We start from the raw sequence: 26,063 nt of genomic DNA on the forward strand, positions 1-26,063 counted from the left end.
CTCATACCGTGTCTTGTGAAATAGCCTTGGCGATGGCTTCGGCGTCGGCCGGTTTGTCGTAAGCCGGATCGGCCTTCGGCATGATCCAGTGCCGCGCCACGAACCAGGCCAGCAACACCGCGCCCAGACTGAAGATCAGATCGCCCGGCATGCGCATCCATACCAGCACATCGATGATCGGCTTGCCCATGAACTCGGCCGAGCGGGCGTACCAGTAGCCGTTGTCGAGCGCGGCCTGTAATTGCAGCGTGCCCAGCGGCAGCAAGGTCAGCAGCGCCATCAGCATCAGGCCGATGTTGAAGGCCCAGAACGAACCTTTCAGCAGTTGCGGGTGCCAGAGCGCGTCGGGCTTGAGGCCGCGCAGACAGAACAGCATGAGGCCGATGCCGAGCATGCCGTACACGCCGAACAGCGCGGTGTGTCCGTGCAGCGGGGTGAGGTTGAGACCCTGCATGTAGTAGAGCGCGAGCGGGGTGTTGATGAGGAAGCCGAACAGGCCCGCGCCCACCAGGTTCCAGAAGCTCACCGCCAGGAAGAACATGATCGGCCAGCGGTAGCGCGCCATCCACGGTACCGCGCGGCTGTGGCTCCAGGTCTCGTAGGCCTCCAGGCCGATGAGCGCCAGCGGCACCACTTCCAGCGCCGAGAAGCTGGCGCCGAGCGCGACCGCCGCCGTGGTGGTGCCGGCGAAGTACAGGTGGTGGAACATGCCCAGCACGCCGCCGGCCATGTAGACGATGGTGGCGAACAGCACGTTGATGGTGGCCGACTTGCCGCGGATCAGCCCCAGCTTGACGAACAGGAAGCTGATCACCGCGACCGCGAACACCTCGAAGAAGCCTTCCACCCACAGGTGCACCACCCACCAGCGCCAGTATTCGACCATCGAGATGTGCGTGTGCTCGCCCCACATGAGACCGGCGCCGTAGAACAGGCCGATGGCGATGGTGGAGAGGAACATCAGCCCGACGATCGAGGACATTTCGTCGCGGCGCTTGAGCGCCGGCCACAGCGCGCGGCCCACCAGCGTCAGCCACAGCAGCAGCCCGACGAACAGGAACGCCTGCCAGAAGCGGCCGATGTCGACGTATTCCCAGCCCTGGTGGCCGAACCAGAAGTTCTTCTCCAGGCCCAGCTTCTGCATCACCGCGAACCACTGCCCGGTGAAGGCGCCGATCACGATGACGAGCAGGCAGACGAACAGGAAATTGACGCCGGCGCGCTGGAACTTCGGCTCGTGCCCGGAGATCGCCGGCGCGATGTAGAGGCCGGTGCCCAGCCACGCGGTGGCGATCCACAGCACCGCCAGTTGCGTGTGCCAACTGCGCGTCAGCGAATACGGCAGGAATTCGGCGATCTTCAGGCCGTAGGCTTCCTGGCCTTCCACCTGGTAGTGCGCGGTGGTGGCGCCGAGCAGAATCTGCACCAGGAACAGCGCGATCACCACCCAGAAGTACTTGGCGGTGGCCTTCATCGAGGGCGTGATGGTCAGGCCCATGAGCGGGTCGCGCGCGGGTGGGGTCACGGGTTTTTCCTTGCCGTGCCAGACCGCGTAATGCCAGGCCAGCAGACCAATGCCGGCGATCATGAACAGGATCGAGAACATCGACCACATGAAGGTGCCGGAGGTCGGCGTGTTGCCGATCATCGGCTCGTAGGGCCAGTTGTTGGTGTAGGTGCGGTTCTCGCCCGGGCGGTCGGTGCTGGCCGCCCACGATGTCCAGAAGAAGAACGCGCTCAGCGCGCGGCGGTGCTCCGCATCGGGCACCGTGTTGTCCCTCATGGCGTAGGTTTCGCGCAGCGCCTTGGTCGCCGGATCGTTGGAGAACAGGCTGAGGTAGTGCGCGGCCACCTGCGAGATGGCTTGTGCGCGCAGGTCGCTCACCACCAGATCGCCGCTGGCCGCGTCGTAGGTGTTGCGGCGCATCTGCGGCTTCAGGATCGCCTGGATGCGCGCCTGCTCGACCGGTTCCAGCATGGCGTAGGGTTCGGCGGTCTCGGCGCGCGCATCGAGCTCGGCCAGCGCCATCGCCTCGCGGTGCAGCCAGTCGGCCGACCAGTCGGGTGCGATCAGCGCGCCGTGGCCCCAGATCGAACCCAACTGCTGGCCGCCGATGCTCTGCCAGACCTGGCGGCCGCGCTCGATGTCGGCGCGGGTGTAGAGCACCTCGCCTTGCTTGGTGACGATGCGTTTGGGAATTGGCGGCGCGGTCTGGTGCAGATCCGCGCCCAGCCACAGCATGATGCCGAAGCTGGCGATGAGTAGCGCCGCCAGCCCCAGCCAGAGACGTTTGGTGGTGGACATGATGATGAGCCTCCTTGAAAGTGCGGCCATCCTCCCGCCAGTGGTCGGAAAGTGTCGCTGACGCAGGTCAAGACTGCCCGCCGCGAACGATGCGGCCGTCGTGGCGGGGGCTATTCGCGCAGCACGTCGCGCGCCAGTTCGCTCAGGTGTTCAAGGTCGGTGATCTCGAATTCGCGTCGGTCCACCTGCAACAGGCCCTCGGTCTGGAAGCGCTTCAGTACCCGGCTCACCGTTTCCGCCGCCAGCGAGAGGTAGTTGGCGATGTCGGTGCGTGGCATTGCCAGGTGGAAGCGGGTGGCGGAATAACCGCGCTCGGCGTAGCGGCGCGAGAGCGAGAGCAGGAAGGCGGCCATGCGCTCGTCGGCGCTGAAATCGCCGGCCAGCAGGTTGGCCTTGCCGATGTCGGCCGAGAGCAGGCGGAACAATTGCTGTTGCAGGCCGGGCATGCGGGTGGCGAGCAGCGCCATCTGCGGGAAGGAGAAATTGCACAGCATCACCGTGTCCAGCGCGACCGCGTTGCAGGGGTAGCGGTCGTGGTGGATGCCGTCCAGGCCGATGATCTCGCCGGGCAGGTAGAAGCCCAGTATCTTCTCGCGACCGTGGCTGTCGGTGATGAAGGTCTTGACCAGGCCGGCGCGCACCGCGGCGATGGCGTTGAACGGCTCGCCCTCGCTGAACAGCAGGGTGCCCTCGGCGAACGGGCCGATGTGATCGACCAGGACGTGCAGCGCGCGCAGGTCGGATTTCTGGTAGCCCTCGGCCAGGCAGGCGCTGGAGAAGGCGCAGGTGGAGCAGAAATGCAGGGCGTCGCCATCGTCGGCCATGCCGGCATGGGGCTGTGGCACCTTGAGGGCGAGGGCGCCGCGTGTGGCTGGATTCGGGATCGGCTTCACGGCGCCATGATAGCCGCGCGTTTTCGGCGTGGCTTAGCGGGCGGTCAACGCGCGGCGAGCGCGCGCCTCACCGCGCGTACGAACTCTGGGTCGGGCACGCTGCCGACCTTGGCGGTGCGGGCGAGGATGCGGCCATCGCGGTCGAGCAGCACCAGCTCGCTGGTGTGGTTGAATTCGCCATCGGCCAGGGCGCGGTAGCGGATGCCGAGCACGCCGGCGATCGCGCGGACGTCTTCCTGGCGCGGCCGCAGCAGCGCCCAGCGGGTGGTGTCCAACTGGCGGCGCTCGGCGATGCGGCGCATCGCTTCTGGGGTGTCGCGCTTCGGGTCGAGGCTGACCAGGACGACGCCCAGGCGGGCTTTTTCCGCCGGCGTCAACTGTTTCTCGATGGCCAGGCCGCTGTCGATGATCAACGGGCAGATGTAGCGGCAGGAGGTATAGAACATCGACACCACCTGCACCTGGCCGCGGCGTGCGGCGAGTGTGGCGGCGCGGCCGTCCTGGTCGGTGGTGGGGGCGTCGAGCTGGTAGACCGAATCGCCCGGCAATGGCGGCGCGGCATGGGCGGGCGTCAGCGCGGCGAAGGCGGCGGCCAGCGCGAGGGTGGCGAATCGGGATTTCATCTTCATCTCCTTCGGGCCCGGCGCGTCACTTGGCGCAGCGGAAACCCAGGTTGGCGGTGACGTCATCGGCCGTCAGCGAGGAGAGCATGGCGACCCGCATCAGTACCGCGTAGTTGTTGCGGTCGCGCATCGACAGCGCGCCGGCACCGCAGAATTTGGCCTTGTCGGCGTCGCCCTGCTTGCGGTTGTCCACGTCCACCAGGAGCGAGGAGGCGTCGCCGGTCCATTCCCAGACCAGGCCATGCAGGTCGCGCACGCCGTAGACGTTGGCGTTCTGCAAGCCGACCCGGGCCAGCGGCGCGTTCGAGGAGCGCGAATACCAGTGCAGGATGCGCTCGCGCCAGACGCGGTCGGCGCGGGCGTCGCGGCGGGTTTCGTCGGCGGCCGCGGCGTATTCCCATTCGCCCCAGCTCGGCAGGCGCGCGCCCTGGGCCTTGCAGTAGGCATCGGCGGCGAACCAACTGACATTGACCACCGGCTGCTGTGGCGCGGCCTTCGGCCCGAGCGTGGTGGGGCCGGCCCAGTGTTGCAGGTAGCGCGGCTCGGCGAATGTGTCGGCCACCCGCCCGCGCCGCCATTTCGGGTGGGCGCGGACGAAGGCGAGAAACTCGGCGTTGGTCACCGGTGTTTCCATGAGCTGGAACGGCGCGATGCGGACATCGCGGCTGTCTTCATATTGCAGGGCGGAGCGGAACTCGCCGCCCGGCAACCGCACCCAGCCGTCGTTGCCGGCGGCCGGGGCCGGCGGTGGCAGGGCGAGCGCGATGACGAGGGCGGCGCGTTTCATCTCAGTGCCCGCCCGAGGCGTTGCTCGGCTTGGCCTTGCGCGCGGCGGCGGCCTGCTCCTTGCTCACCTGGCCGCCGGGGTTGCCCCAGTTGTTGAGGACGTAGGTGGAGATGTTGGCCACTTCGTCATCGGTCAGTTGCGCCATCGGCGGCATCACCGAGTTGTAGTCCTTGCCGTTGACCGTCACCGGCCCCTGCAAGCCGTGCAGGATGATCTCCGGCAGGCGGCCCGGGTTGGCCTTGACGTAGTCGGAGCCGGCCAGCGGCGGGAACACGCCTTCCATGCCCTTGCCGTCGGCGCCGTGGCAGGTCGAGCAGGTGCCGGCGAAGAGGATCTTGCCGGCGGCGATCTGTTCCTCGCGGGTCAGGTTGCCGGCCTTGGCCGATGCCGCGGCGGTGGCGACGGCCTGGCGGTTGGGCGCGGCCTGGTCGCCCAGGTAGACCTCGTCCACTTCCTGCCCGGAATAGATCTCCTTGCGTTCCGGCCCCTCGGCCTGGAGGATCGCCAGCGCGCCCTTGTTGAAGGCGCGGAAGATCGAGTGATCGACCAGCACGTAGCTGCCCGGCACTTCCATGTGGAATTCCATCATCGCCGCGCCGCCGGCCGGGATCAGCGTGGTCTGCACGTTTTCCTGGAAGTGCTTGCCACCTTCGTACCAGACCTTGTCGAAGATCTCGCCGATCACGTGGAAGCTCGACACCAGGTTGGGGCCGCCGTTGCCCACGTACAGGCGCACGGTTTCGTCGGTCTTGGCCTTCAGCGCGTTGTCGCCGGTGAGCGAGCCTTCCTTGCCGTTGAACAGCACGTAGGTGGGATGCTCGTCGATGGCTTTTTCCATGTCGAAGGGCTGGTGTCCCTTTTCGCGGTATTTGCCCGTGGTGTAGAAGTCGCCCTGCATCACGTAGTACTCGCGATCGACCTTGGGCAGGCCCTCCGGCGGTTCGACCAGGATCAGGCCGTACATGCCGTTGGCGATGTGCATGCCCACCGGCGCGGTGGCGCAGTGATAGACGTACAGGCCGGCGTTGAGCGCCTTGAAGGTGAACTGGGTCTGGTGGCCGGGCGCGGTGAAGCTGGAGGCCGCGCCGCCGCCGGGGCCGGTCACGCCATGCAGGTCGATGTTGTGGGGCATCTTGCTGTCGGGCATGTTGCGCAGGTGGAATTCCACCGTGTCGCCCTGGCGCACGCGGATGAAACTGCCGGGCACGGTGCCGCCGAAGGTCCAGAAGGTGTAGGTGACGCCTTCGGAAATCTCCATTTCCTTTTCCACCACGTCCATTTCCACCACCACCTTGGCCGGCGCGCTGCGGCCGGTGGCCGGCGGCACCAGCGGCGGGCTGGTCAGTACCGCCTTGACCGGCTCGCCCTGCGGCGGGCCGAAATCGCCGGCGGCCGAGCCGGTCTTGCCGTGGCTCTCGGCGGGCTTGGCGGTGTCGGAATTCTGTTTGCAGCCGCCGAGCGCGAGCGTGGCGGCGATCAGGAGGCACAAGGTCTTGCGGTTCATCTGGCTTTCCCCTCGGGATGGCGTTGCTATGCGGACCCATGCTGCGCCGCATGGCGCGCTGCGGCGATGACGCAGATCAAGTCGAAGCGGGTTCGATGGCCGGCGCGGTGTGCTTTCGCGTGCTTCCGGGGGGCCGCCGGGTCGGTGCGACGGCCGTGGAAGGGCGGCGCGACGGGTCAGATCGCCTTGGAGAAACGTTGTCTGGCGGGCTCCGGCCGGCTCAGGTAGGCATCGAAGCACATCGCGATGTTGCGCAGCAGCCAGCGCCCGCGCGGCGTGGCCTCGATGGCGGCCTCGTGCAGCCGCACCAGGCCGTCTTCGGCCAGCGGCGCCAGGCGTTCGATGGCGTCCGCGAAGTAGGCGTCGAAATCGATGTCGTAGCGGCGCTCGAAGCGGGCCTTGTCGATCCGGCTGTGGCACATCAGTTGTTGGATCAGGTCGCCACGCAGCACGTCGTCCTCCGCCATCGTCAACCCGCGCCAGACCGGCAGGCGGCCTTCGTCGATGGCCAGTTCCCATTCCGGCAGGGTGCGCGGGTTCTGGCTGAAGCTCTCGCCGATATGGCTGATCGAGGACACGCCCAGCCCGATCAGGTCGCTGTCGGCGTGCGTGGTGTAACCCATGAAGTTGCGATGCAGGCTGCCGCGCGCCTGGGCCAATGCCAGTTCGTCGTCGGGCAGGGCGAAGTGATCCATGCCGATGTAGCCATAGCCGGCAGCGACGAGCTTGTCGATCGCCAGCCGCAGCAGGGCGATCTTGGTGTCGGCGCTCGGTAGGTCGTAGGCGTTGAGCTGGCGTTGCGGCTTGAACAGTTCGGGCAGGTGGGCATAGCTGTAGACGGCGAGGCGGTCCGGGCGCAGCGCGACGACCTTGTCCAGAGTCTCGGCGAAGCCTTCGAGGGTCTGTTTGGGCAGCCCGTAGATCAGATCGACGTTCACCGAATGGAAGCCGTGTTCCCGGCACGCCTCGATCACCGCGCGGGTTTCCTCTACGCCCTGGATGCGGTTGATCGCCTTCTGCACTTCCGGGTTGAAATCCTGCACGCCCAGGCTGGCGCGGTTGAAGCCGATCTCCGCCAGCTCGCCGATGTCGGCCGGGTTGACGAAGCGCGGGTCGAGTTCGATCGAGATGTCGCGGTCGGGGGCGTCGGAGAAACGGAATTGCCGGCGCATCTCGTCGATGATCCCGCGCAGCTGCGCCGGCGTGAAGAAGTTGGGCGTGCCGCCGCCGAAATGCAACTGGATCACCTCGCGGTCGCGGTCGAACAGGGGCGCGATCATGTCGATCTCGCGCTTCAGCCGTTCGATGTACGGCGCGCTTTTCGAGAGGTCGCGGGTGATGATGCGGTTGCAGCCGCAATAGAAGCACGGACTCATGCAATACGGCACGTGGACATAGAGCGAGAGCCGGCGGGGAATCGGGTCGCCGTTGCTTTCGGTGATCACCCCGCGCAGCTCGGTTTCGCCGAAACCGGCGCCGAATTGTGGTGCGGTGGGGTAGGAGGTATAGCGCGGTCCCGGCTTGTCGTACCGGCGCAGCAGGTCGGGTTCGGGAGAGGCGAAAACAGTCATGCCGGGAGAGTGCCGCATCGGGTGAGTGGCGGCCTTGATGCGGGTCAATCCGCGTCATGGCCCCGCGCGGGCAGGCCGGAAGGCCCGCGCGGAACCGCTATGGCGTCAGCCGCAGGTCAGCTCGATCACCACGTTGCGTTCGTCCAGCAGCACGTTGAGACGGCTGTCGTCGTAATCCATGGTGGCCGGATCGTTCGCGCCGAGCACGCGTACCCGCCGGGCGCCGGCGGCGATGCGCGCCTGCTCGCCGGTCTTGGCGTCCGCCATCTTGCCGATGAACTGGCCGACGCGGGCGGTGTCGCAGTGGCCGGTGGGCCGGGACGCCGTGGCCGGCCGCCCGGGCGCGGCCGCGCAGGCCGAAAGGCAGGCGGCGGCGAGGATGGAAAACGGCGCGCGAATACGCATGGACGCTCCTGTGACGCTGGGGCGGCCAGTGTTGCGCGGCCGGTGTTGCCGGCGGGTCAACACGGGCCGCCCAAACTGAACCGTTGCGGCGAAAAGCGCGATTTTCACGCTTGTTGCAGGAGGCGCCGCGCAGGCTGGCGGCTCCCCCGCGCGCCGAGGAACACGCATATGAACGAAAACGCACGCAACACCGGCGGCCTGGTGGCCGAACAAGCATCGAGCAAGGTGGCGGCGGTGTTTTCCAGCCTGCCGGTCGCCACCGAGGTCGCCCGCCAACTGCGGCAGTCGCTGGGACTGCCGGACGCCCAGGTACGGGTGATCGCCCCGGGCGAGCCCAACCCCGGCCGCAAACTTCAGCCGGAGAGTCACGGCATCTTCCTCACCATGATCCGTGCGCACGCCAAGCTGGGCATCGCCGGTGCGGTGCTGGGGGCGCTGCTGTGGCTGCTGCTGCGCGCGCTGGGCGTCACCTTGATCCTCACCACCGGCGGCATCACGCTGGCCATGTTCATCGTGTTCGGTGCGGTATTCGGCCTGCTGCTGGCCGGTCTCGTCACCTTGCGCCCCGACCACGATGCTTACATCGTCATGGTGCGGGAGGCGATGGGCGAAGGCCGCAGCGCCGTGGTGGTGCATGCCCTCGACCACGATCAGCGCGATGCAGCCCGCCGCTTCCTGGAAGCGCAGAGCGGCGAGGTGGTATCGACGCTCTGACCGGGCGCGGCCTTGCCGCGCGCCGGCGTGGATGGCTTGGCTTTTTGGCCGGACGGGTCGATCCGTGCGGAACGCCTTGTCGCGCGCCGGCGCGGATGTCCAGGCTTCCCGGCCCGATGGGCCGATCCGTGCGGAAACGCCTTGCCGCGCGCGCCGGCGTGGATGCCGGGATGTTTCGTCCCGTATCGGCACCTCCCGCGCGCGGCGCTTGGTCGATGCGTGTCGTGGTGGCGGCCCGGCGCGCCGGTTGGTGATCCGGCCCATGTGTTCGGGCGATGCGTCCGGGGCGAAATGCCCGCCGCTCCGTAACGATGACGGTGAAACGGCGCGCCGGCCGATGCCTATTCATGCAAATCAAGCACTTGTGCCTGTATCTTGCCGCGCATGAAAAAACTTCACGCCGTCTTCACCGCGCTGGCCGCGTCCACGCTGGTGAGTTGCACCACCGCGCCCACGCAGCACGTCGTCGCTCCGGCGCCGGTGGTGCGGGCGTCGGTCCTCACCGTGCCGGCCATCGATCCGCGGCAGTCGCAACTGGAGCGGCTGGAGCGGCTGGCGCCCGATGCCGATCCCGGCGTGTTGGCGCTGGCGCTGGAGGCGAGGACCTGTGCCGTGGCGTCGGGCGAGGCCGGCGAGGGCGACAAGCTGGCGGTGATCGATTATTCCAAGCCCTCCACCGCCAAGCGGCTATGGGTGTTCGATCTGGCCCGCGACGAATTGCTCTACCACGAGCACGTCACCCATGGGCAAGGCAGTGGCGATAATTTCGCCACCCGCTTCTCCAATGCCGAGGGCAGTCACCAGACCAGCCTTGGCCTGTACCGCACGGCCGAGACCTACATCGGCGCCAACGGTTATTCGCTGCGCATGGATGGCCTCGATGCCGGCTTCAACGATGCCGCCCGCCAGCGCGCCATCGTCATGCACGGGGCCTGGTATGCCGAGCCGGATCTCATCGCCAGGCAAGGCCGGCTCGGCCGCAGCCAAGGCTGTCCGGCGCTGCGCCAGGGCATCGCCCGCCAGGTGATCGACACGCTCAAGGGCAATCAATTGCTGTTCGCCTACGCCGAACAAGGCGATTGGCTGCAAGGCTCGCGTCATTTCGGCTGCAAGTCGGGCTTCAGCGCGCGGCGGATCGTCGCCGATGCGCGGGCGATCCGAAGCGGCGTCGCGAGCGCGGTGGCGACCGCCGCCCCGTAGCGAACTCCCGCTCCGGCGAAGCGCGCGGTTCAGTTCAGCCGAACCGCCGCAAGGCGGCCTCAAGCGTCGCGAGCGCCTGCCGCGCGATGGGCTTGAAGCCGTCACTGACCGCCGCTTCGTTTTCCACCGCCCGCCAGAAATCCCGCGCCATCCGTGCCGCTTGCCGCCACGCGCCGAGCTGGGTTGGCAGTGGCGGGGTGATTTCGTAATCGCGCGGAACCACTTCGCCCTGGGGATTGGGGCGGAAGCGCATCGGCAGCATGTCGTAGCAGGGCGCCAGCGCCAGCGGGCGCTGGTCGGCGAGGATCAGTGCGGCGTTGCCGAGGTGCATGTCGTTGTTGCCGATGAGCGTGCCGAACCAGCCGTAAAGGGCCAGCCGTTCGCCGTCGGCGGGCGTCAGCCAGCCGTCTTCGACCAGCGCCGGGGCGAAGCGCGGCCAGTCGATGCGGCCGTGGCCGTAGAAGGCGGCATCCAGCGCGCCCAGCGACACCAGCCCGCGCCGGCCCAGCACCGGGGTGCGGTCGAAGCGGGTCGATTCGAGGAATACCCGGCCGGCCGCCTTGAAAAGGCCGGTGCGCGCGGCGGCCAGTCCATGCCGGCGCAGGATTTCCCCGGCCAGGTGTTCGGTGCGTAGCAGGTCGGCCCAGCGCCGGGCCGAGGGGGTGTCGGCCGCTTCGTTGAACTTGACGATCACCGGGCGGTGGCCGTCCGCCTCGCGCAAGATCGCGGTGAACTTGGGCTGCTCGCCACCGGCGGAGGAGCCGATTTCCTCGCCGCTCAGGCTGGCCAGGGCCAGGGCCGGATAGCGTTCCGGGCGCTCGTCCGGGGTGAGCGCGTCGCTTGGCGATAGGCTTTCACCGAGCGCGCGTTCCAGCGCGGCATCGCCCAGGATCAGGTCGCCGGGCGCGTCCTCGCCGAAGCGCAGTAGGGCGGCGAGGTAATCGTCCGGCCGCCAGACGGTGAGATCAGCTGGCGCGCCGATGTCGGCGGCGACGCGGCGGGCGAAGGCGCGGCCCAGGAAACCTTGTGGCCGCTGGTCGTCGAGGAACCACGGCAGGCCGGGGTACAGGCCGTTGCGGGCGTCCTCGTGCATGAGCGCCGGCAGCGGCCGGTCGGGGGCGAGCCACATCGCGTCGCCGTGCAGGGCGTGCAGTTCGCCCAGCCGTTCCGGTCGGGCCTGGGCGTCCAGCCGGTACAGCGGCCAGTGCCGGCCCAGCGCGGCCACCGGGCGGGTCAGGGCGTAGCGGGTGGCGCGGGCCCGGCCGATCCTGGCGATGCGTCCGTCCGCCAGCGCGGGCCGCAGCGCGCGCGAGAGCGTCGGTTGGCTGACCCCAAGCGCGGCGGCCAGCGCACTGGCCGGTTGCGGGCCGCCCTGGCGCAGGCGGGCTTCGAGCAGCGGGAGGCGTTCTGGCTGGGGCATGGCGGTGAATGGATAGGCTGCCGATACCGGAGAAAAATCCTCGCGGACTCTTCGACATGGATTCCGATGCGATTTCAATGAATAGATACTTGAATCGATACTACCGGCTCCTGTTCATATGAATCAACGGCTTGGGAGAAATTTCTGTAAATTCATGAATAGATACTTGGATAAATGGAACGCCCCGCGATGGGCGGGGTGTTGGTTCGTCCATGCGATGGTGGCGATGCTTCAGCTCGCCCGCACCCGCGCGTCTCGCGGTGGATTCGCCCATTTCCCGAGCAGTTCGGCCTCGCGGGTCCTGGCTCGTTCGACGTGCGCTTCCTTGACGTGGCCGAAGCCGCGGATGTGCTCGGGGATCGAGGCGATTTCCACGGCGAGGGCGAGGTTGTCGCCATCGAGTTGGTCGAGCAGGCCGCCGATCGTCGCTTCGTAATCGGCGATCAACCGGCGTTCCATCCGCCGTTCGGCGGTGCGGCCGAAGAGGTCGAACGCGCCGCCGCGCAGGCCCTTCATCTTCGCCAGCAGGCCGAAGGCGCGCAGCATCCATGGGCCGTATTCCCGCTTCGACAGTTGGCCCTTGGCGTTGCGCCGGGCGAACAGTGGCGGGGCGAGGTGGAAGCGCAAGCGGTAATCGCCTTCGAACTGCTGCGCCAGGCGGCGCTTGAACGCCGGCGAGGCGTAAAGCCGCGCCACTTCGTATTCGTCCTTGTAGGCCATCAGTTTGAAGAAATAACGGGCGACCGCCTCCGACAGGTCGGTGGAGCCGGGCGCGCGTCGTTCTTCCGCCTGACGCACCTTGTCGACGAAGTCGCGGTAGCGGCGTGCGTAGCCGGCATTTTGGTAGTCGGTGAGAAAGGCGACGCGGCGCTCGATGATCTCTTCCAGCGAGCGCGACAGGCGAAGGTCGTCCAGCGGCGGGAAGGCGACGTTCCCGTCGCCATGCGCGGGGAGGTGGCGCAGCTCGTCCCCGTCGCGCGGCGAGGGTCGCGGCGACAGGCCGGATTCGTGGCCCTCGTTGGCGGTCGGGGCCAGGAGCGGCAACGCGTGCGGTTTCTTCTCGGCGGTGGTGGTGGCGTTGCTGACGACGCCGGCGGCCGCGATCACCGCCGGGAGGTCGATGGCGGCCAGGCGGCCCCAGGCGAAGGCGGTCTTGTTCATCGCCACGGCGGCGCCGTTCAGCTCGATGGCCCGCATCAGCGACTCGAACGCCAACGGCACCAGCCCGCGCTGCCAGGCGTAGCCGAGCATGAAGAGGTTGGCGGTGATGGCATCGTCCAGCAGCGCCGTGGCCAGCCCGGTGGCATCGACCGTCAGCGGCTCGCCGCCCTCAAGCGCGGTGCCTACCGCGGCCACGATGTCGGCGGCGGGGAACTGCATGTCGGGGCGGGTGGTGAAGGTGCCGGGCATGGCCTCGTAGCGGTTCAGCACCACGGCGGTGCGGCCGGCGCGCACCTTGGAGAGCGCCCAGTAGTCGTTCACCACCCCCATGTCGCAGCCCGGCACCAGATCGGCCTCGCCGGCGGCGAGGCGTACGGCATGGATGTCGGCCGGGGTTGCCGCGATGCGGATGTGCGTGGTGACGGTGCCGCCCTTCTGCGCCAGGCCGGTCTGGTCGCGCCCTTGCCTTCCAGGTGCCCGGCCATGCCGAGCGGCGCGCCGATGGTCACCACGCAGGTGCCGCCGACGCCGGTGATGAGGATGTTCCAGGGGCGCGCCAGGTCGCTTGCGACGACCGGGTCGGGCAGGTGCGCCAGCCGCGCGCCGGCATCGGCCTTGCCGCCTTTTCTCGGCTGGCCGCCGTGCACGGTGACGAAGCTGGGGCAGAAGCCCTCGACGTAGGAGAAGTCCTTGTTGCAGTTGAACTGGTCGATCTCGCGCTTGCGGCCGAATTCGGTGTCCTTGGGCAGCACCGAGACACAGAACGATTGCTTGCCGCAATCGCCGCGGCCTTCGCAGACCAGGGTGTTGATCATCACCCGCTTGGGCGGGTCGGCCAGCTTGCCGCGCTTGCGGCGGCGGCGCTTCTCGGTGGCGCAGGTCTGTTCGTAGATCAGCACGCTGACGCCCTCGACCTTGCGTAGTTTCTCCTGCACTTCGTCCAGGTCCCGGCGGTCGTGGAATTCCACTTTCCTTGGGAACAGGTGACGCTGGCGCGTCCACCGGGTGATGTCGTCGGAGAGCAACACGATGGTGTTGACGCCTTCGCTCAGCACCTGGTGCGCGATCTGCGGCACGCCGTCCACCGGCTGGCCGTCGGTCATCGCCACCGCGTCGTTGTAGAGGATTTTGTAGGAGATGTTGACGCCGGCGGCGACCGACTGGCGGATCGCCAGCGAGCCGCTGTGGAAATAGGTGCCGTCGCCCAGGTTCTGGAATACGTGCGGCGTCTCGGTGAACGCCGCCTGCCCGGCCCAGGTCACGCCCTCGCCGCCCATGTGGGTGAAGGTGTCGGTGTCGCGGTCCATCCACGTCACCATGTAATGGCAGCCGATACCGGCCATCGCGCGGCTGCCTTCCGGGACCCGGATCGAGGTGTTGTGCGGGCAGCCCGAGTAGTAATGCGGCACGCGCGGGAAGTCGGCGCGCGGCAGCGCCAGTTCGCCTTCCTTCGAATCCATCCACGCCAGTACCTGGCGGATGCGCTCGGAGTCGTGGAAGCGCTGGAGACGCCGGGCGATCACCCCGGCGATGCGCGCCGGCGTGAGTTCGCCGGTGGAGGGCAGGATCCATTCGCCCGACTCGTCGTATTTGCCGACGATGCCGGGCTGCTCGCCTTCGAAGTTGTAGAACAGTTCCTTCATCTGGCTTTCGATGAAGCTGTGTTTTTCCTCCACCACCAGGATGTCCTGCAAGCCGCGCGCGAAGGCGCGGATGCCGGTGGGCTCCAGCGGCCAGGTCATGCCGATCTTGTAGAGGCGGATGCCGAGATCGGCGCAGGCGCGCGCATCCAGGCCCAGGTATTCCAGTGCCTGTAACACGTCCAGATAGCTCTTGCCGGTGGTGGTGATGCCGAGCCGGGCGCCGGGCGAGTCGATCACCATGCGGTCGATGCGGTTGACCCGCGCGAACGCCTGGGCCGCCTTCACCGCATAACGGTGCAGGCGTATCTCTTGCTCCAGCGGCGGGTCCGGCCAACGGATGTTGAGGCCGCCCTCGGGCATCTCGAACGCGTCGTCGCCGGGCAGGACGATGCTCCGCGCGAACGGGTTCACGTCCACCGAAGCCGAGGATTCCACCGTCTCGGCGATGGTCTTGAAGCCGATCCAGCGCCCGGTGAAGCGGCTCATGGCGAAGCCCAGCAGCCCCATCTCCAGGATGTCCCGCACGCCGGCCGGGTTCAGCACCGGCATCATCGCGCTGACGAATTCGTGCTCGGAGCCGTGCGGCAGGGTGGCGCTGCGGCAGGCATGGTCGTCGGCGGCCAGCGCCAGCACGCCGCCGTGCTTCGAGGCGCCGGCGGCGTTGGCGTGCTTGAACACGTCGCCGCAGCGGTCCACTCCCGGCCCTTTGCCGTACCACATGCCGAACACGCCATCGACCTTGGCGCCGGGGAACAGCGGGGTCTGCTGCGTGCCCCAGGCCATAGTCGCGCCCAGATCCTCGTTGAGGCCCGGCTTGAAGGTGACGTGGTGCTTTTCGAGGTACTGCCTGGCCCGCCACAGCTCCAGGTCGAATCCGCCCAGCGGCGAGCCGCGGTAGCCAGAGACGAAACCGGCCGTGTCCAGCCCGGCGGCGACATCGCGCAGCCGCTGCATCATCGGCAGCCGTACCAGCGCCTGCGCGCCGGAAAGGTAGACGCGCCCCTCGGTGCGGGCGTACTTGTCGTCGAGGGTGTAATCCGGGTCCTGGAGGGCGCGGAGAGGCCGCCCGGTGGTTTCGGTGGGAGCGTTTTCGGCGGGGCTGGTCATTGGCTGCGTCGAATTGGCAAACCCGCGAATTCTGAGTCGGAACCATGGTGGATGAGCCCGCCCGCCGCGGCGCGGACAAGCGTTCTCGGCCCCCCCCCCCGAAACCATACGGATGGCCGGTGAACAGCAAAAATGGCATAAAAATATATGACGATCGTCACATTTTGATCTATGATTCCGTCACGGAATGGCGATGGGGGTTCGTCCATTCCCGCTCATGTGGACTTAACGGAAGTGATGCCCGGCGAAGTCAGTCGGCGTCCGCCTGTGTCCTTGCCGCTTCTTCACCTACTTAAATTTTGGAGAGACAAGTCAAATGCGCCAAAAGAACCTGCTCGCGGCCCTGTTGCTGGCCACCGTCCCGGTCGCCGCTTCCGCCGCCGATGGCACCATCACCTTCACCGGCAAGATCACCGACAAGACCTGCACCATCTCCACGGCCAGCAAGAACCTGGCCGTCGCCCTGCCCACCGTATCCAAAACCACTTTGAACGCGGCCGGCAAAACGGCTGGTCGTACCCCATTTTCGCTCAAGCTGACTGGCTGCACGGCCAGCAGCAGTGTCGCCGCCTATTTCGAGCCAGGCGATGGCGTTGATATCACCACTGGCCGTCTGAAGAACCAAGCCACCAGCAGTGCCGCCAGCAATGTGCAGATTCAGTTGCTGGGGGCGAATAGCATGCCCTTGCTGGTGAAGGCGGCTGGCGCCGATGGAGTGCAGGGGAATTCGCAGTGGGTTGTCGTGGATTCCAGTAACAACGCCACCCTGGATTACTACGCCGAGTACTACGCCACGAACTCGACCACCGCTGGCGAGGTCAAGGGCAGCGTGGCGTACACGATCACCTATAAGTAAGTGATCGCGGCGGGGCTTCGCCACTGGTCGATGCGGCTCACATCGGCCAGTGGTCTTCGATACCTTCCAGAGGCGTAGTTTCCGATGAAAGTCTTTTCCCTCCGGGCGCTGCTGCTGGCGGCGTCCATGCCGTTGCTTTGCCCCGATGCGCTGGCTGGCGTGGTGGTTCACGGCACGCGGGTGGTTTATCCCGCCCAGGCGCGCGAGATCACCGTGCAGGTGACGAATACCGGCGACGCGCCCTCGCTGATCCAGGCTTGGGTCGATAGTGGCGATCCCAGGCAGACCCCGGATGGCAGCGACGCCCCATTCGTGTTGACCCCGCCGATCAGCCGTGTCGAACCGGGCCGGGGCCAGGCGCTGCGGCTGATCTTTTCCGGCGCGGCATTGCCGGCAGACCGCGAATCGCTGTTCTGGCTCAACGTGCTGGACGTGCCTCCGTCGCCGGAAAAAAGCGCCGGGGGCGAGCAAAATTATCTCCAGATCGCGATCCGCTCGCGTTTGAAACTTTTCTATCGGCCGGCGGGGCTCGCCGGTGAGGCCAACGAAGCCCCGGCCGCGTTGCGCTGGCGTCGCGACGGCGGCCGCCTGCGGGTGGAAAACCCCACGCCTTATCACGTCACCCTGGCGGAAGTGCGCGCGTTGGCCGCCGATGGCGGCGAACGCGTGGTGGAAGCGCAGGGGACGATGGTCGCGCCGTGGCGGCACCTGGAATTCGCCGCGCCGGCCGGTACCGACCGGGTGCGCTTTCTGACCATCAACGATTACGGCGGCCGGGTCGAGCGAACCATCCGTCTGGACGATGGCGGCTGATCGCGGCGGGCGATCCCGCCCGCCATCGCCGCCGTGCGACTTTGATATTGCGAAGGGGGCATCTTGATTGCCAACAAACCGACATTGCCGGCGTGGTGCGCCCTGTCCCTGTTGATGGCGGGCGCGTCCGGTCCGGGGTGGGCGGCGGCTCCGGCCGCGTCGGCCAACCTCGGCGAACAGGCCCTACTGGCGCGAAACAGCGCCGTTGACGCGCGCGAATCGGTGCGCTTCGATGCCGGCTTCCTCTCCGGCCAGGCCCGGCGGATGGACCTGTCGGCATTCAGCGACGGCAATCCGCTGGCGGCCGGCACTTATCGCGTCGACATATATGTCAACGGCGCCTGGCGGGGGCGCCGCGACCTGGAGTTCGGGGCCGATGCGCAGGGCCGCGTCGATGCCTGCCTGAGCCTGCCGCTGCTGGAGGAACTGGGTGTGGACAGCGCCGCGGTGCTGGCCGGGCAGGCCACGGCGCCGGCCCGACCCGAGGATGCCTGCACGCCGGCGCAGGCGCGCATGGCCGATGCCTACGGCATCTACGACAGCGGAAATCTGCGCTACGACCTGAGCATTCCGCAGGCTTTCCTGCGCCGCGAGGCGCGGGGTTACGTCAATCCCGCCTTGTGGGACCGCGGCATCGATGCCGGCTTCGTCGGCTACAGCTTCAACATGGTGGACAGCGACAACCGTCTTGCAAGCGGTGGTCACGCTCGCAGCGCCTATCTGGGCCTGAACACGGGATTGAACCTGGGCGGCTGGCAGTTCCGTCACAACGCCAACCTGACCTGGCGCGAAGGTGACGGTCGCCGTTGGCAGCGCATCGCCACCTATGCCCAGCGTCCCCTGCCCCGGATACGCGGCATGCTGACGGTGGGCGAATCCTTCACCAGTGGCGAGCTGTTCGATTCCATCGGGTATCGCGGCATTGCTCTGGCCAGCGACGAGCGTATGTTGCCGGACTCGCTGCGGGGCTACGCGCCGGTGGTGCGCGGCATCGCCGAGACCAACGCCCGGGTCGAAATTCACCAGAACCGGCAACTGATCTATTCGGCCACCGTCGCGCCGGGTGGTTTCGTCATCGATGACCTGTATCCGACCGGCTACGGCGGCGACCTGGAGGTGAGCGTGATCGAGGCCGACGGGCGGCGTCGGGAATTCAAGGTGCCCTTCGGCTCGGTGCCGCAGATGCTGCGCCAGGGCGTGTCGCGCTACGCGTTGACCGCCGGCCAGGTGCGTGGCGATTTTCCGCGCGAGGACCCGTGGCTGGTGCAGGGCACCTACCAGCGCGGGGTGAATAACCGCCTCACCCTGTATGGCGGCGGCACGCTGAGCGAGGGCCATGCCGCGCTGCTGTATGGCGCTGGATTGTCCCTGCCGGTGGGCGCCTTCGCCGCCGATCTCACCCATGCCGATACCCGGCTGGGCCAGGCCGGCAGGCGGCGGGGCGCCAGTCTGCGCCTGAGCTACGCCAAGCTGATCAACGGCAGCGGCACTCACCTGACATTGGCCGCCTACCGTTACTCCACCCGTGGCTTCCATGGCTTGCAAGACGCCTTGCGGGCGCGCGACGCCGAGGCGCGCGGCCTGAATCCCGATCTTTTGGGCCGCCAGCGCAGCCAGTTCCAACTGACCATGAGCCAGCCGCTGGGCGCGCGCCGGGGCGTGTTCTACCTGACCGGCTCGGTGCGCGATTTCTACGACCGCCTCGGCACCAGCAAGCAATACCAGTTTGGTTACAACAACACCTGGCGCTCGCTCAATTACGGCTTTTCGGCCGTCCGTAGCGAGGAGGGGCTGTCCGGCCGCGCCGACACGCGTTATCTGCTCAGCCTGAGCGTTCCGTTGAGCCGTGGCGCGCGCGCGCTTTCGCTCAATGCCGACGTGGGCCTGCGTGGGCGTCAAGGCTACAGGGACAGTCGCGTGAGCATCACCGGCGCGGCGGGCGTGGACAACAACCTCACCTACGGCCTGGCCCTGTCCAATAGCCGCGAGGCCGGCACCAGCGCCATCGCCAATGCCGAATACCGCAGCCGGTATACCGCGCTCAATGCGTCCTATGGTCATTTCAGGGATTTCCGTCAGGCCACCATCGGCGCCAATGGCAGCCTACTGCTGCACGCCGGCGGCGTGACCCTGGCCCCGCAACGGGGCGACACCATGGCGCTGGTCGAAGCGCCGGGCGCCCGCGGCGCGCTCGTTTCCAACATGCCGGGATTGCGCATCGATGGCCGCGGCTACGCGGTGGTGCCGTATGTGTCGCCCTACCGGCTCAATACCGTCACCCTGGACCCGGCGGGCATGTCGCACGAGGTCGAATTGGAGAGCAGTAGCCAATCGGTGGCGCCGTTCGCCGGGGCGGTCAGTCATCTGCGCTTCAATACCCGCAAGGGCCGGGCGCTGCTGATCCGGATGCGCAACCCGGATGGGCGCGCGCCGCCGTTCGGCGCCCAGGTCAGGGACGCGCGGGGCCAGCCGCTGGGCATGGTTGGCCAGGGCGGCCGCCTGTACGTGCGCAGCGAGCGGGATCGTGGCCGTTTGCAGGTGGAATGGGGCGGTGACGCCAGCCAGCGCTGCACGGTCGATTACCAGATACCGGCCGGCGCCGATGCCGCGTCGACCGGTCTCATCCATGTGGAGGCAGCATGCCGATGAATCGTATCCGCGCCCGCGGCGCGCTGGCCGGCGCCGTGGCGCTGGTCGGGCTGGCGCTGGCGCAGCAGGCCAGCGCCGCTTGCCGGGTGAACGCCTATGCCTTCCGCCCGCAGGAGGTGCGAATGGACATGGGGCGGGTGGTGATTCTGCCCGACACCCCGCTCGGCGCCGTGATCAAGGAACTGGTGGTGCCGATCAATGAGCGCAGCAACATCGCTTCCTGTAACAGAGGTGGCAGTGCCAGGGGGGCCTACGTCAATGCCGCCCAGCAGCGTTCGGTACCCGGCTTCAGCAATGTTCATTACACGGACGTGGCGGGGGTCGGCATCCGCGTATACCGCGATTCCGGCAGCGTCAAGGCGTACTATCCGCATACGCTCAACTTCTTCGGCAGCTCCAGCCTGCGCTTGGCCGGCGGCAATTTCAGGGTGGAACTGGTCAAGATCGCCGCGCGGACCGGCTCCGGGCCGATCGCTCCAAGCGGCCGTTTCACCACCTACTACTTCGATGGCGATGGGCCGGCCCGGCCCGTGCTGGTTTCGTTCTTCAGCGGCACCGGCACCACGGTGGTCAGCCCCACCTGCACGGTGCGGGCCGGCAGCCGCAACATCGTGGTCGATTTCGGCAGCGTGTCCAATACCGTTTTCACGGGGCCAGGCACGCGCGCGGCCAACCGCGATTTCGATATTCAACTCGATTGCCAGGGCAGCAATTTGGCCGGATATCAAAGCGGCATCGGCATCCGCCTGGATGGCGCGCAGGACGGCTCCGGCATGCCCGGGGTACTTGGTCTGAGTCCCGGCGCCAACAACGCCACCCGCATCGGCATCGAGCTGGTGCGGCGCGTCGGGGCCGTCGAGCAGCCGGTGAGATTCGGCGAGACGCTCGCCATCGGCACCACCCGTCCCGGCACCAGTCTCCTGGCCCTGCCGTTGCGCGCCCGCTACGTGCAGACCCGGGCCGGCGCGGTCGGCGCCGGTCTTGCGAACGCGACGGCGACATTCACCATCACCTACGACTGACGCCCGGAGCCTGGGGATATGGCTCAATCCGCCGGCACGGTGCGTTCCGCCGCCCAGGTGCGCAGTGCGTCGATCTGTTCGCGCATCAGCACCGACAGCGGACGGGTGGCGCGCAGTTCGTGCCGCAGGCCGAAATCGCCGAGCGGCGTGTCGGTGGCGTGGGCGGCATACAGCGCCGAGACGATCGCCTGTTCGATTTCGGCGCCGGAAAACCCCGTGGCGGCCCGCGCCAGCGCCGCCAGGTCGAAGCCGGCGGGGTCGAGTCCGCGCCGCGCGAGGTGCAGGTGGAACAGCGCCTCGCGTGTTTCGGCATCGGGCAGATCGACGAAGAAGATTTCGTCGAAGCGGCCCTTGCGCAGCAATTCGGCGGGCAAGGCGTCGATCTGGTTGGCGGTGGCGACCAGGAATACCCGCGACTTGCGTTCGGCCATCCAGGTCAGCAGGTAGCCCAGCACGCGCCGGGAGACGCCGCCATCGCCCTCGCCGCTGTCGGCCAAGCCCTTTTCGATTTCGTCGATCCACAGCACGCAGGGTGCGAGTTGTTCGGTCGAAGCCAGCGCGCTGCGCAGGTTCTTCTCGGTTTCCCCGTGGTACTTGTCGTACAGGGTGCCGAAATCCAGCCGCACCAGCGGCACGCCGAAGCCGCCGGCGATGGCCTTGGCCAGCATCGATTTGCCGCAGCCCTGCACGCCGAGCAGAAGTACGCCCTTGGGCGGGTCGAGGCCAGGCGGCGCTTGGCCTTCGGTGAAGATGCGCCGGCGCTGCGCCACCCAGCGTTTCAACCGGCGCGCGCCGGCCACCTCGGAGAAGCGCACGGTGTCGTATTCGTAGTGCAGGTGGCCGCTCTTGTTGAGCAGCTCGAATTTCAGCCGCGCCAGTTGCGGCAGGTCGTCCATGCCGAGGGCGCCATCGCGGAAGATGAGTTGGCGGGCGATGCGGTGGGCATCGGTTTCCGACAGCCCGGACAGGTTGCGCACGATCTGCCGCACGGCTTCCTCGTTGGCCTCGACCCGGCGGCCGCCGTGTTCGCGCGTGTAGTGCGTCGCTTCCTCCCGGACGATCTTCAGCAAGGCGTTGACATCGGGCAGGCGCGGCGTGAAATGGGTGGCCAGCGCTTCCAATTCGGCCGGCAGCGCCACCTTCGCGCCGATCATCACGATCACGTGCGGTTCGCATTCGCGCCGCTGCACGATGTCGCGCAACAGGCGTTGGGTGGCGGCGTATTGCAGGTACGGGTGGAAGTCGAGCAGCAGGTAGACGCCGCGCTGGTCGGCGTTGCGGATGGCGGCGAGCGTGGTGGAGGCATCGGGCGCGACCGCGCTCGGGTCCTCGCGGTCGATGTCGATCCGGCGCAGTCCCTCGGTGATCGACCAGCGCCACAGCGCGCGCCAGACGTGCAGCAGCGATTGCCTGAACAGCGCAACCGCCCGCGCCTCGTCCGGCGTCTCGATGACGATCAGGGGGGTGTTGGCGCGGATCAGCGCGACCAAGTCCTGCAACTCGCTCATGACTCTGCCCGTGTGAATGCGGACGATGGTAAACCTTCGCGGGCGTCGCATCGGGGCGATGCTAGGCTTGGCGCTCCCATCCGGAGGACGGCAATGAAAACGATCCTGGTGGCAAGCTCGAAAGGGGGCGTCGGCAAGACGACGGTCGCCACCCATCTGGCGGCGCAGGCGGCGTGCGAAGGGTTGAACACGGTGCTCGTGGATGCCGACGCGCAAGGGTCGGCGACCCGCTGGGCCGAGCGCCGGGCGGCGCTGGAAAGCGCGGTGCTGCCGATCGACGGTACCCGCAAGGCATGGGCCAAACGCATCCCGGAGGACACCCGGCGGGTGATCGTCGATGCCCCGGCGGGCGCCATGCCGGGCGACCTGGACAAGTTTCTCGACGCCGCCGCCGCGGTGGTGATCCCGGTCCCGCCCTCGGCGTTGGACATCGAGGCCACCGTGCCCTTCCTGAACGGTCTCGCCAAGCATCCGCGGATGCGCAAGGGCGAGCTGCCGGTGGCCTTGGTCGGCAACAAGCTGAAGCCATGGACGCGCACCTCGCAACAGGCCATGGAAGTGCTGCGCGGTTGGGGCGTGCCATTGGTGGCCGAACTGCGCGATAGCCAGTCCTACGTGTTGCTGACCGGCCTGGGCCGCAGCCTGTTCGACTACGAAACGAGCGCGGTGCGCCGGCATCGCGAGGATTGGACCCCATTGCTGCGCTGGCTGTACCGCCCGCGTTGACACCGGCCATGCGTTGGCCCGTTAATCTTGCGCCACCCCGTGGTCGAGCCGTCCGATGACCGATATCCCCACTGAACTGGTGCTGCTGCGCCATGCCCATGCCCTGCCGATGACCGACCGGCAGACGGACATCGAGCGCGCGCTCTCGCCGACGGGACAAGCCGAGGCGCGCGCCGCCGGCCTGTGGCTGCGCCAACATCTGACGATGCCGGACGCGGTGCTCTGCTCGCCGGCCCGCCGCACCCGCGAAACCCTGCAAGGCGTGCTCGATGCCGGTTGCCGACTGCCCGACGCGAAGTTCGAACCGCGCATCTACGAGGCCAGCCCCGGCACGCTGTTGGCCGTGCTGGCGGACGCCATGGCTCATCCTTCGGCACCCGTGCGGATCTGGCTGATAGGTCACAACCCCGGGCTCGAACGCCTGCTTGCCCACCTCGATGCGGACGCGGCGCCTGCCCGGCCGTCCCGGGGCATGCCGACGGCCGGCATCGCCGTGCTGCGCTCCGCGCACGGGCGCGCGCCGGACGAAACGGGTGGAGTGCGGCTGGCAGCCTTCCACGCCCCCTGAGCCGATGGCCGCATACGGAGGAATCGGCTTCCCGGCGGGCGTGCTGCTGGCGTTCGCCACGCTGCCGGCGAACTCGGGTGAGCGCATCGACAGCGCGCGCTCCAGCGCCGGCTTCGAGATCGATACCCGTCTCGGCAGTACGATCCGTGGCCGCTCCGGCGGGCTGGGCGGCGAACTGCTGCGGCTCGACGACGGCCGCCTGCGGATAGTGCTGCGGCTCGACAGCCGCGCCAGCGAAGTACCGGGTCGCGGCTACTACACCCGCCTGCTTCGCGGCCCGCGCTTCTTCGACAGCGACCGGTATCCGGAAACCGTATTCGTTTCCGAACCGTTCGACCTGGATCGCTTGCGGCGGGGCGGCGCCTTCGAGGGGGAACTCAGCCTGCGCGGAGTCACCCGCCGCGAGTTGCTGCACCTGAGTCCGGCCGAATGCGCGCGGCCGCTGCGCGATTGTCCGCTGCAAGCCGAAGGCGCGCTCTCGCGCCACCGCTATGGCGCCAACGGTTTTCGCGGCGTGGTGGGCGACGAGGTGCGTTACCGCTTCCAACTGTGGCTGGAGGCGGCGCAATGAAAAAGGCGTGGATCTGGCTTCTGCCGGCCCTGCTGGCGCTGGCCGGTTGCGGCACCGTATCGCCGGCGTTACGGGCCGAGGCCGCGCGGGTGGTCGCCGCTGAGCAGCCGCGCGAGGTCGAGTGCGATCGCGCCGACGCCTGCGCCCAGCCTTCGCCGCTGCTGGCGCAGGTCGTGGCCGACGGCCCGTCGCGGCATCGCGCCTTGATTCTCGACGAAGGTCAGGACGCGCTGCTCGCCCGCATCCACATGATCCGCGCCGCGCGTCACCGTATCGATTTGCAGACCTACATCTACGACGAGGACGATTCCGCCCGCCTGATCCTGCGCGAACTGGTGGCCGCGGCGCGGCGCGGGGTCAAGGTCAGGATGCTGATCGATCAGCTTTCGGCGATGAAGCGCGCGCGCACCCTGGCGGCGCTCGCCGGCGTCCATGCCAATCTGGAAGTCAGGCTCTACAACCCGGTGTTCGGGCGCGGAATCATGTCGCCGACCGATTACGTCACCGCCACGTTCTGCTGTTTCCGCCGGCTCAACCAACGCATGCACGGCAAATTGCTGCTGGTGGACGACCAGCTCGGTCTGACCGGCGGCCGCAACTACCAGGACGATTATTTCGACTGGGATTCGACCTATGACTTCCGCGACCGCGACCTGCTGGTGAGCGGGCCGGTGATCGCCGAGATGCGGGCGAATTTCGAAGCGTTCTGGGTCTCGCCCCGCAGCGTGACGCTGGCCGATCTGGCCGACGTCGCACGGGTGCTGAAGGCCGAGGGCGTGCCGGAGCTGTCGAAGCGGGCCTACCGCCACCCGGAGCGGGCGCGGCTGATGCAGGCGGCGGCCAACGATCAGGCGCTCCTGCGCGCGCGCCTTCTGGCGCCGAGCCGCCTGGTGGCGGCGGTGGAATTCGTCGCCGACCTGCCGCAGAAGCACCGCCGCGACGCCGCCGAGCGGCGGGCGCAGGTCGCGCCGTCGAGCGACGTGCTCTACCGGCTGGTGGAATCGGCCCGGGAGGAAGTGCTGCTGCAAACGCCCTATCTGGTGCTGTCGAAGCCGGCGCGGGCGCTGTTCACCGCGATGCGCCGGCGCCCGGAGCCGCCGCGGGTGGTGATTTCCACCAACAGCCTGGCGGCCACCGATGCCTTCATGGTTTATGCGCTTTCGCACAAGTACAAGCGCCGCTACCTGCGCCGTTTCGGCTTCGAAATATACGAATACAAACCTTTTCCCGAGGACGCCCCGATCGATCTCTTCGCCACCCGCGCGCTGGCGCCCGCGGTGGAGGCGGCGCTGGCGCCGTTCGGTGAAGCGCCCCCGCAAACGCGGCGCGAACCCGCCGATGCCCGCGAGTACAACGTGCGCCGGCGCTTCCTGTTCGGTTCGAGCGGTACGCCGGTACCGCTCAAGCGCGCCGGGCTGCGGATCGGGCTGCATGCCAAATCGATGGTGGTCGATGAGGGCATCGGCGTGATCGGCACCCATAACTTCGACCCGCGCGGGGACAATTACAACACCGAGAGCGCGGTCATCATCCACGATGCCGCCTTCGCCCGTGAACTGGCGGAGAGCATCCGCCGCGACATCGCCCCGGCCAATTCGTGGACGATCGCGCCGCGGGAGAAATTCCCGATCCTGCCGGGGCTAGGGTATTCGCTGCTGAAAGTCTCGGAGCACCTGCCCGTGTTCGATCTGATGCCGCTGCGCTACGCCACCAGTTACCAGTTCATGCCCGGTCCGGATTGCCCACGCCCGCTGCGCCCTTACGACCCGGCTTTTTACCGCTGTTACCGCGCCGTCGGCGATTTCCCCGAGGTCAACATCGGCCCGAAATGGCTGGGCACCCGCATCCTGACGGCCTTCGGAGCGGGGCTGGCGCCGATTCTTTAGAACTTGCCCGATGGCGTGGCCGTCCAAGTGGCCGGCCCCCGTCACCCGTCACCCGTCACCCGTCACCCGTCACCCGTCACCCGTCACCCGTCACCCGTCACTGCGATACCCGGCCGCGTCGGGCGTGTGTC

At 67.9% G+C, this 26,063-nt stretch carries 19 protein-coding genes and 1 pseudogene; 10 read left to right on the forward strand and 10 right to left on the reverse strand.

Annotated features, from left to right (window positions below; all coding sequences use genetic code 11):
• Position 1 precedes the first annotated feature (1 nt).
• The 7 genes from EBB59_RS09095 to EBB59_RS13825 form a co-directional block, all read right to left on the reverse strand.
• Positions 2 to 2,305, reverse strand: a complete 2,304-nt coding sequence (locus tag EBB59_RS09095) for a nitric-oxide reductase large subunit (RefSeq protein ID WP_122101847.1) — start codon at positions 2,303 to 2,305, stop codon at positions 2 to 4.
• Positions 2,306 to 2,415: 110 nt separating this feature from the next.
• On the reverse strand, positions 2,416 to 3,129 hold the full coding sequence (locus EBB59_RS09100) for a helix-turn-helix domain-containing protein (protein ID WP_122101890.1): 714 nt from the start codon (positions 3,127 to 3,129) through the stop codon (positions 2,416 to 2,418).
• 113 nt (positions 3,130 to 3,242) lie between these two features.
• Complete coding sequence (locus EBB59_RS09105) at positions 3,243 to 3,821, reverse strand: SCO family protein (RefSeq protein WP_245979210.1); 579 nt, start codon at positions 3,819 to 3,821, stop codon at positions 3,243 to 3,245.
• A 25-nt stretch (positions 3,822 to 3,846) separates the two neighbouring features.
• Complete coding sequence (locus EBB59_RS09110) at positions 3,847 to 4,608, reverse strand: formylglycine-generating enzyme family protein (RefSeq protein ID WP_122101849.1); 762 nt, start codon at positions 4,606 to 4,608, stop codon at positions 3,847 to 3,849.
• Between the two features lies 1 nt (position 4,609).
• Complete coding sequence (gene nirK, locus EBB59_RS09115; RefSeq protein WP_122101850.1) at positions 4,610 to 6,112, reverse strand: copper-containing nitrite reductase; 1,503 nt, start codon at positions 6,110 to 6,112, stop codon at positions 4,610 to 4,612.
• A 176-nt stretch (positions 6,113 to 6,288) separates the two neighbouring features.
• A complete protein-coding gene (hemN, locus tag EBB59_RS09120; protein ID WP_122101851.1) occupies positions 6,289 to 7,683 on the reverse strand; it encodes an oxygen-independent coproporphyrinogen III oxidase in 1,395 nt (464 codons plus the stop codon).
• 105 nt (positions 7,684 to 7,788) lie between these two features.
• Positions 7,789 to 8,088 carry an I78 family peptidase inhibitor gene (locus EBB59_RS13825; protein ID WP_158601761.1) on the reverse strand — a complete coding sequence of 100 codons (300 nt, stop codon included), beginning with the start codon at positions 8,086 to 8,088 and terminating at the stop codon, positions 7,789 to 7,791.
• A gap of 168 nt (positions 8,089 to 8,256) precedes the next feature.
• On the opposite strand from EBB59_RS13825, the gene EBB59_RS13830 reads away from it, so the two are divergent.
• Both EBB59_RS13830 and EBB59_RS09130 read left to right on the forward strand, forming a co-directional pair.
• The gene (locus EBB59_RS13830) at positions 8,257 to 8,802 is read left to right on the forward strand and encodes a riboflavin biosynthesis protein RibA (RefSeq protein WP_158601762.1); all 546 of its coding nucleotides are present in this window, start codon (positions 8,257 to 8,259) and stop codon (positions 8,800 to 8,802) included.
• 384 nt (positions 8,803 to 9,186) lie between these two features.
• The gene (locus tag EBB59_RS09130) at positions 9,187 to 10,002 is read left to right on the forward strand and encodes a murein L,D-transpeptidase catalytic domain family protein (RefSeq protein WP_122101853.1); all 816 of its coding nucleotides are present in this window, start codon (positions 9,187 to 9,189) and stop codon (positions 10,000 to 10,002) included.
• A gap of 34 nt (positions 10,003 to 10,036) precedes the next feature.
• Here the strand turns inward: EBB59_RS09130 and yjjJ are convergent, their stop codons facing one another.
• Positions 10,037 to 11,422 carry a type II toxin-antitoxin system HipA family toxin YjjJ gene (gene yjjJ / locus EBB59_RS09135; protein ID WP_122101854.1) on the reverse strand — a complete coding sequence of 462 codons (1,386 nt, stop codon included), beginning with the start codon at positions 11,420 to 11,422 and terminating at the stop codon, positions 10,037 to 10,039.
• Positions 11,423 to 11,653: 231 nt separating this feature from the next.
• Positions 11,654 to 15,333: pseudogene (locus EBB59_RS09140) on the reverse strand (indolepyruvate ferredoxin oxidoreductase family protein).
• 316 nt (positions 15,334 to 15,649) lie between these two features.
• Here EBB59_RS09140 and EBB59_RS09145 point away from each other — a divergent pair.
• The 4 genes from EBB59_RS09145 to EBB59_RS09160 all read left to right on the forward strand — a co-directional run bounded on the left by EBB59_RS09145 (position 15,650) and on the right by EBB59_RS09160 (position 20,673).
• Positions 15,650 to 16,189: a fimbrial protein gene (locus tag EBB59_RS09145; protein ID WP_122101855.1), complete on the forward strand. Its 540-nt coding sequence runs from the start codon at positions 15,650 to 15,652 to the stop codon at positions 16,187 to 16,189.
• 84 nt (positions 16,190 to 16,273) lie between these two features.
• Entirely contained in the window at positions 16,274 to 17,002 is a 729-nt protein-coding gene (locus EBB59_RS09150) for a fimbrial biogenesis chaperone (RefSeq protein ID WP_122101856.1), read from the forward strand.
• Between the two features lie 63 nt (positions 17,003 to 17,065).
• On the forward strand, positions 17,066 to 19,651 hold the full coding sequence (locus tag EBB59_RS09155; RefSeq protein ID WP_245979212.1) for a fimbria/pilus outer membrane usher protein: 2,586 nt from the start codon (positions 17,066 to 17,068) through the stop codon (positions 19,649 to 19,651).
• Positions 19,642 to 20,673: a fimbrial protein gene (locus tag EBB59_RS09160; protein WP_122101858.1), complete on the forward strand. Its 1,032-nt coding sequence runs from the start codon at positions 19,642 to 19,644 to the stop codon at positions 20,671 to 20,673. The genes EBB59_RS09155 and EBB59_RS09160 overlap by 10 nt, the downstream gene beginning before the upstream one ends.
• Positions 20,674 to 20,696: 23 nt before the next feature.
• On the opposite strand, the gene EBB59_RS09165 is transcribed toward EBB59_RS09160, so the two are convergent.
• The gene (locus EBB59_RS09165; RefSeq protein WP_122101859.1) at positions 20,697 to 22,181 is read right to left on the reverse strand and encodes an AAA family ATPase; all 1,485 of its coding nucleotides are present in this window, start codon (positions 22,179 to 22,181) and stop codon (positions 20,697 to 20,699) included.
• Positions 22,182 to 22,274: 93 nt separating this feature from the next.
• On the opposite strand from EBB59_RS09165, the gene EBB59_RS09170 reads away from it, so the two are divergent.
• From EBB59_RS09170 to EBB59_RS09185, 4 genes are read left to right on the forward strand one after another with little or no spacing between them, the layout of a single operon-like run.
• Positions 22,275 to 22,907, forward strand: a complete 633-nt coding sequence (locus EBB59_RS09170; protein WP_122101860.1) for a ParA family protein — start codon at positions 22,275 to 22,277, stop codon at positions 22,905 to 22,907.
• A gap of 55 nt (positions 22,908 to 22,962) precedes the next feature.
• Positions 22,963 to 23,475, forward strand: a complete 513-nt coding sequence (locus EBB59_RS09175) for a SixA phosphatase family protein (RefSeq protein WP_122101861.1) — start codon at positions 22,963 to 22,965, stop codon at positions 23,473 to 23,475.
• A gap of 4 nt (positions 23,476 to 23,479) precedes the next feature.
• Positions 23,480 to 24,046, forward strand: coding sequence for a YceI family protein (locus tag EBB59_RS09180; RefSeq protein ID WP_158601763.1), 567 nt, complete (start codon positions 23,480 to 23,482; stop codon positions 24,044 to 24,046).
• A complete protein-coding gene (locus EBB59_RS09185; RefSeq protein WP_122101863.1) occupies positions 24,043 to 25,932 on the forward strand; it encodes a phospholipase D family protein in 1,890 nt (629 codons plus the stop codon). Before EBB59_RS09180 ends, EBB59_RS09185 begins: the two co-directional genes overlap by 4 nt.
• Positions 25,933 to 26,063: the final 131 nt, after the last annotated feature.

Source organism: Solilutibacter pythonis (assembly GCF_003697345.1).
Taxonomy (GTDB): Bacteria; Pseudomonadota; Gammaproteobacteria; order Xanthomonadales; family Xanthomonadaceae; genus Solilutibacter; species Solilutibacter pythonis.